Below are 6,081 nucleotides of genomic sequence, written 5' to 3' on the forward strand. Positions count from 1 at the left end.
AGCCACAGCACGCAGACACCACTTCCGACGACGGCTACACCTCCAGACGATCCAGATCTAGCTATGTAGTACTAGGACCGTCGCCCATCCACCTCGGCACGGGCGCGGACGCCGGATCCCGGCGGCCGCGCCCGGTGGTCAGTGCAGGGCTCGTCAGTGCAGGGTGCGCTCGAAGGTGATCGGCGCGGTCTCGGTCTGGTGCAGGTCGAAGACGAGGATCTCGTTGCGCCCGCGCCTGAGCCACGGCGCCGGGCAGTACAGCCGCCGTTGCGGGCCGATCTCCCAGTACCTGCCGAGATTGTGGCCGTTGACCCAGACCACGCCCTTGCTCCAGCGCGACATGTCGAGATAGGTGTCTCCGGTCGACCGCAGGTGCACGGTCGCCCGGAAGAAGATGCCGGGCCGCGACGGGATCCCCACACCGGGCCTCAGGGTCGCGGCGAACCGGTCGTCCATCGGCAGGAGGAACACCTCCCAGCCGGTGAGATCCCCGGTCAGGGCGCCGCCGTCGCGCAACGCGACCGATTCCAGAATCCCCTTGCGGTCGACCAGGGCATGGCCGTAGTTGGTGCGGCCCATGCCCTCCACAAGGATGTCCAGCCGCGGATGGTCACCGACCTGGTCGGCCGGCGGCAGCGGGAGAGGCGCGTTGCCGTTCGTCACGTGCCGGGCGTCCGCGACGGCGTCGGGGACCAACGGCCGGGAGAAGCCGCCCGCGTAGGTGTCGTCGAGGAAGACCGTGGCGTAGTCGTGCACCCACCGGATGTCGAGCGTGCCCCCGGAGTAGCCGTCGAGCCTCCTGCGGTAGAGGACGAACCCGGAGTTCTGGCCGTACATCTCGAAGGGCCGCGGGTCGACCGTCCGGTCCGCGGGCAGCGCGTCCGGCAGGTTGTCCCAGACGGAGGCGTACGGCGCCGGCTCGGCCGTCGTTCCGCCGATCGTGGGGATCGGCGCCGGCACCGCCGGCAGAGGCGTCGGCAGGTAACGCCCGATCAGGTCGCGGTAGGTCATGTACCGCGGCGTCGCCACGCCCTGCTCGCTGATCGGCGCCTCGTAGTCGTAGCTGGTGATGTCCGGCTGGTAGTGGCCGGAGGCGTCGTCGGCGTTGGCCCCGGCGAAGAAGCCGAAGCTGGTGCCGCCGTGGATCATGTAGAGGTTGAAGGACAGGCCGCCGTCCATGCAGTCCCTGATCGTGGCGGAGACGTCGGAGTCGGCGCCCTGGAACGCACTGTCGCCCCAGTGGGTCAGCCAGCCCGGATAGACCTCGCCCGCCATGGCCGGCACGGCCGGGTACGCCGCACGCGCCGCCGCGATCGACGACGCGTCACCGCCGCTCAGCGCGATCGCGCCACCGGGCACGTTCGTGTGGTTGCGCTGGAGCTGCGAGAGCCCGTCCTCGGTGTAGAAGGGCCCGTCCACGCCGCCCGCGATCCACAGCCGCCGCAGCTCGGCGAGGTACTCCGCGTCGTCGCCGTAGGAGCCGTACTCGTTCTCGATCTGGACCATCAGGATGGGCCCGCCGTGCGCGACGAGCAGCGGCCTGATCCGTGGGGCGAGCCGCCCGATGTACCGCGTCACGGCCGCCATGTAGCGCGGGTCGTCGGCGGTCTTGACGCGCAGCCGGATGTCCGGGTGTCGCAGCAGGTAGGGCGGGATGCCGCCGAGGTCCCACTCGCCGCACACGTACGGGCCGGGGCGCAGCAGCACCCACATGCCCTCGGCCTGGCAGAGCCGGACGAACGCCGCCACGTCGCGGCGGCCGGTGTGGAAGTCGAAGACGCCGGGGCGTTCCTCGATGTAGTTCCACATGACGTACAGGGCGATGGTGTTCATGCCCATGGCCTTGGCCATCCGGATCCGATGACGCCAGTACTGGACGGGGATGCGCGCCGGATGCATCTCGCCGCTGCGGATCTGGAACGGCCGTCCGTCGAGGAGAAACTCACTGCCGTCGTCGGCGAAGCCGAACGTGTGCCCCTTCGTCGCACTCGCCGCCGCAGCGGCCGCGTTGCCGGTCACCGCCATCGCACTGAGGGCGCTCAGCGTACCGACCTGCAGGAAGTGACGTCTTTCCACGTTCTGCCTCCCTGGTGACGCCTCGGGCAGGTGCGGCCGCCTTGGAAGCTAGTACGGGGTCGGTTGATTGTCCATGCGCGATTTCGGCCTTAATCGAGCACGTACACGCAATCCGGCGGCCCCGGTCCCGCGCATCGGCGGTCCGGCGCCATCCGCGCTCGGGCAGGTCCGGGGCCCACCGGGCCGGTCCCGGGCCCGCGCCGGCGAGCCTCGCGCCCCCGGCGGTCCGGGGCCGGCGCACGGTCCAAGGCCGAAAGTGGTCGGCCCCTTATCGGCCGTAGAGGGTTGACTTAAACGGAGATCGAGAACACGATCCGGGCCGTTCCGGCTAATGGAGAGCGAGGGAATGACGAACCTCAAAAGGGCACACGCCGTGGCGCCGATGGCCGCCGTCGCGCTGGCGGTACCGCCGTTCATCGCGGCGCCCGCTCAGGCCGCCGACTTCCGTTGCACCGGCCCGATACGGCCGTCCTCCGTCATGAGAATCGACTCGTGCGACGATGCGGCGCGAATCATCGACAAGGCCGCGCATATCAATCCGCGGCCGGGGCAGGTCGCCTGGCAGCGTAACGGGATCGCCGCTTTCACCCATTTCGGCATGGACACGTTCACCGATCGCGAATGGGGCTCCGGCGCCGAGAACGAGGCCACCTTCGACCCGCCGCGGGCCGACGTCGACCAATGGATGCGCGCCTACAGGGCGGCCGGCGCGAAGGAGGTCATGCTCACCATCAAGCATCACGACGGGTTCGTGCTCTACCCGACCCGCTACAGCGATCACTCGGTCATCGCGAGTCCGTGGTGGGTGCGCACGGACGGTTGCCCGGACGCCGACGCCGCCAAGGCCGCCCGCGCCCGTGCCGCCGCCGAACGGGATACCGACGCGTCGGCGTTCTGGCAGGTCAGGAGCGCTGGATGTGAGAATTCGGGCGGCGATCTGCTCGGCGGCTACGTCCGCGCCGCACGCGCCGCCGGGCTGAAGGTGGGCGTCTATCTCTCTCCGGCCGACGGCGCGGAACTGCCACACGCCTGGCACTCGGACTGGGTCCAAAAGATCATCGCCGAGCACGACGCGGGACGGCCCCTGAGCATCGAGGAGCAGGCGACCTATGACGACCGGGACCGTGCCCCCGGCGGCATGGGGAGGTACGGCGACGGCAGCGCCGTCGAACGGCGCACGATCCCGACGCTCGTCCCGAACGACGACCGGGCGAAGGCCGTCTCCACCGGGCGGCTGCCGTCGTTCACGGTGACCACCGACGACTACAATGCCTATTACCTGAACCAGCTTTATGAGGTGTTCACCCAGTACGGTCATATCGACGAATTCTGGCTTGACGGCGCCAATCCATGGTCCGATGCGGGAATCAGCGAGAAATACGATTTCACCGCGTGGTTCAAGCTGATCAATACGCTTTCTCCGTCGACCGTCGTCTTCGGCGGCCCGCAGGGTATCCGCTGGGTCGGCAACGAAAGCGGCGTCGCCCGCCAGAGCGAGTGGAGCGTCACTCCCGACACCGCGGATCCCATGAGCTACCACAACGAATGGCTCCTCCCGGACGGCCCGGAGGCGGCCGACATCGGGTCGCGCGACAGACTCCTCGACCCGCGGGTCCGCTACATCCAGTGGGATCCGGCCGAGGCCGACGTCTCGCTGCGGCCCGGCTGGTTCTTCCACCCCGGCCAGCGGCCCAAGACACCGCGGCAGCTCGTGGACCTGTACCAGTCGTCGGTCGGGCGCAACGCCGTCCTGCTCTTGAACGTTCCGCCGGGCCCCGACGGCCGGATCGCGGACGAGGACCTGGCCTCGCTCACCTCCTTCGGCGACGCCGTCCGGCAGACCTACGGCCGGAACCTGCTGGCCGGAGCGCGCCCCGCCGGGCTGACCCGTGCCCTGACCGACGACCGCCTCGGCACGTCCTGGTCGCCGCCGCGGGGCGCCTCGACCGGAGGCTTCACCGTGGACCTTCGCCGGCCCCGCACCTTCGACCAGATCCGGCTCGGTGAGGACATCACGCGGGGCCAGCACGTCGAGCGGTTCGCGGTCGACGCCTGGGACGGCTCCGCGTGGCGGCGGCTCACCGCCGCGACCACCATCGGCTACAGCCGCATCCTCACCCTCACGGCCCCGGTCACCACGAGCCGCCTCCGCGTCCGCGTCGAACGGTCGCGGGCGGTCCCGTACGTGACCTCCCTCGGTCTCCATCTCACCGCGCCCCCGTCCTGAGGCGCCAGGCCCGCCGGGCCTCGTCCCGTCACCCGCCGAAGAAAGGCATGACATGTTGAGTGGTAGCAAGAGAGCGGTGCGGTGGAGGTTCACCCGCCGCCGGGCCGCCCGTCCCGGTATGCGGATCGCGGCCGCGGGGGTCCTCGCCGGCTCACTCGTCACGGGCCTCGCCGTGACACCGTCCGCGCAGGCCGATCCCGCGACGGCCGTCCCGCGGATCATCCCGGCGCCGGTGTCCATGACCACGGTCCCCGGGCAGTCGTTCACGCTGACCCGGCACACCAAGATCGTCGTCGGGTCGAGATCGGCCGACGTCGCCCGTGTGGCGGCGTCCTTGGCCGGACTGGCGCGCCCCTCGACCGGGTACCCGCTGCCCGTGGTGGGGCCCGTGGTGGGACACGTGGTCGGCGACCACGACGCCATCTCGCTGCGGCTGGCCGCCCTGCCGCAGCTCGGCACCGAGGGATACGAGCTGAACGTGTCCCGTGGCGGCGTCCGGCTGGCGGCACCGACGGCGGCCGGGCTGTTCCACGGCGTGCAGACGCTACGCCAGCTGCTGCCGGCCAAGGTGGAGAGCCGCCGCACGCAGCAGGGACCGTGGACCGTCCCCGGCGTCAGCATCAGCGACCACCCACGGTTCGCCTGGCGTGGCGCGATGCTCGACGTCTCACGGCACTTCTTCACCGTCGAGGAGACGAAGCGGTACATCGACGAGATCTCGATGTACAAGATCAACGTCCTGCACCTGCACCTCAGCGACGACCAGGGCTGGCGGATCGCGATCAAGTCGTGGCCACGGCTCGCGACGTACGGCGGCAGCACGGAGGTCGGCGGCGGCCCGGGCGGCTACTACACCCAGAAGCAGTACACCGACATCGTGCGGTACGCGGCGCAGCACTTCATCACCATCGTGCCGGAGATCGACAGCCCCAGCCACACCAACGCGGCCCTCGCCTCGTACGCCGACCTGAACTGCGACGGCAAGGCGCCGCCGCTCTACACCGGCACGAACGTGGGCTTCAGCTCGGTGTGCGTGGACAAGGACCTCACCTACAAGTTCTTCGACGACGTGATCGGCGAGCTCGCGAGGCTGACCCCCGGCTCGTACATACACGTCGGCGGCGACGAGGCGCACAGCACACCGCTCGCGGACTACGTCACGTTCCTCGACCGGCTCCAGCCGATCGTGCACGCCCACGGTAAGAACATCATCGGCTGGAACGAGATCGCCCAGGCGGACGTGCAGGGCAGCCCGGCCACGCTGGCCCAGAACTGGAGCATCCTCGACGGCAACACACCGGCCGCCGACCCGCTGGCCACGGCGGCCGTACAGAAGGGCGTCCAGCTGATCACCTCACCGGCGAACCACGCGTACCTGGACATGCAGTACGACGCGAACTCCCCCTACGGCCTGCACTGGGCCGGATACGTCAGCGTGCAGAAGTCCTACCAGTGGGACCCGGCGACGCTGTTCACCGGCGTCACCGAACAGAACATCCGCGGCGTCGAGGCGCCGATCTGGAGCGAGACCCTCACCAACATCCATGAGGTCGAGTACATGGCCTTCCCCCGCCTCCCCGGCATCGCCGAGATCGGCTGGTCGCCGCGGACGGGCCGTTCGTGGGACGAGTACCGGACCCGCCTCGCCGCCCAGGGGCCACGCTGGACGGTCATGGGCGTCAACTTCTACCGTTCTCCGGAGATCTCCTGGGACGGGCAGAGCGCGACGCGGTGACCGGGGCGGCGGCGCCGGCCGTCCCCGGCCCGGGGGCGCCGGC

3 protein-coding genes are annotated in these 6,081 nt (G+C 70.1%); 2 read left to right on the top strand and 1 reads right to left on the bottom strand.

What is annotated here, in order from left to right:
- Positions 1-153: 153 nt before the first annotated feature.
- The gene (locus ACFFNX_RS39210; protein ID WP_378211221.1) at positions 154-2,076 is read right to left on the bottom strand and encodes a beta-galactosidase; all 1,923 of its coding nucleotides are present in this window, start codon (positions 2,074-2,076) and stop codon (positions 154-156) included.
- 346 nt (positions 2,077-2,422) lie between these two features.
- Here ACFFNX_RS39210 and ACFFNX_RS39215 point away from each other — a divergent pair, with 346 nt between their 5' ends.
- The gene (locus ACFFNX_RS39215; protein ID WP_378211223.1) at positions 2,423-4,303 is read left to right on the top strand and encodes an alpha-L-fucosidase; all 1,881 of its coding nucleotides are present in this window, start codon (positions 2,423-2,425) and stop codon (positions 4,301-4,303) included.
- A gap of 118 nt (positions 4,304-4,421) precedes the next feature.
- Positions 4,422-6,038 (top strand): beta-N-acetylhexosaminidase, encoded by a 1,617-nt coding sequence (locus ACFFNX_RS39220; RefSeq protein ID WP_378211224.1) that lies wholly within the window; start codon positions 4,422-4,424, stop codon positions 6,036-6,038.
- Positions 6,039-6,081 lie beyond the last annotated feature (43 nt).

It is taken from the genome of Actinoallomurus acaciae (assembly GCF_042429965.1).
Classification (GTDB): domain Bacteria; phylum Actinomycetota; class Actinomycetes; order Streptosporangiales; family Streptosporangiaceae; genus Actinoallomurus; species Actinoallomurus acaciae.

What these genes read in the sequence shown, in the direction of transcription:
- ACFFNX_RS39215 (WP_378211223.1), top strand. Translation starts at nt 2,423, where the DNA reads ATGACGAACCTCAAAAGGGCACACGCCGTGGCGCCGATGGCCGCCGTC.
- ACFFNX_RS39220 (WP_378211224.1), top strand. Translation starts at nt 4,422, where the DNA reads ATGCGGATCGCGGCCGCGGGGGTCCTCGCCGGCTCACTCGTCACGGGC.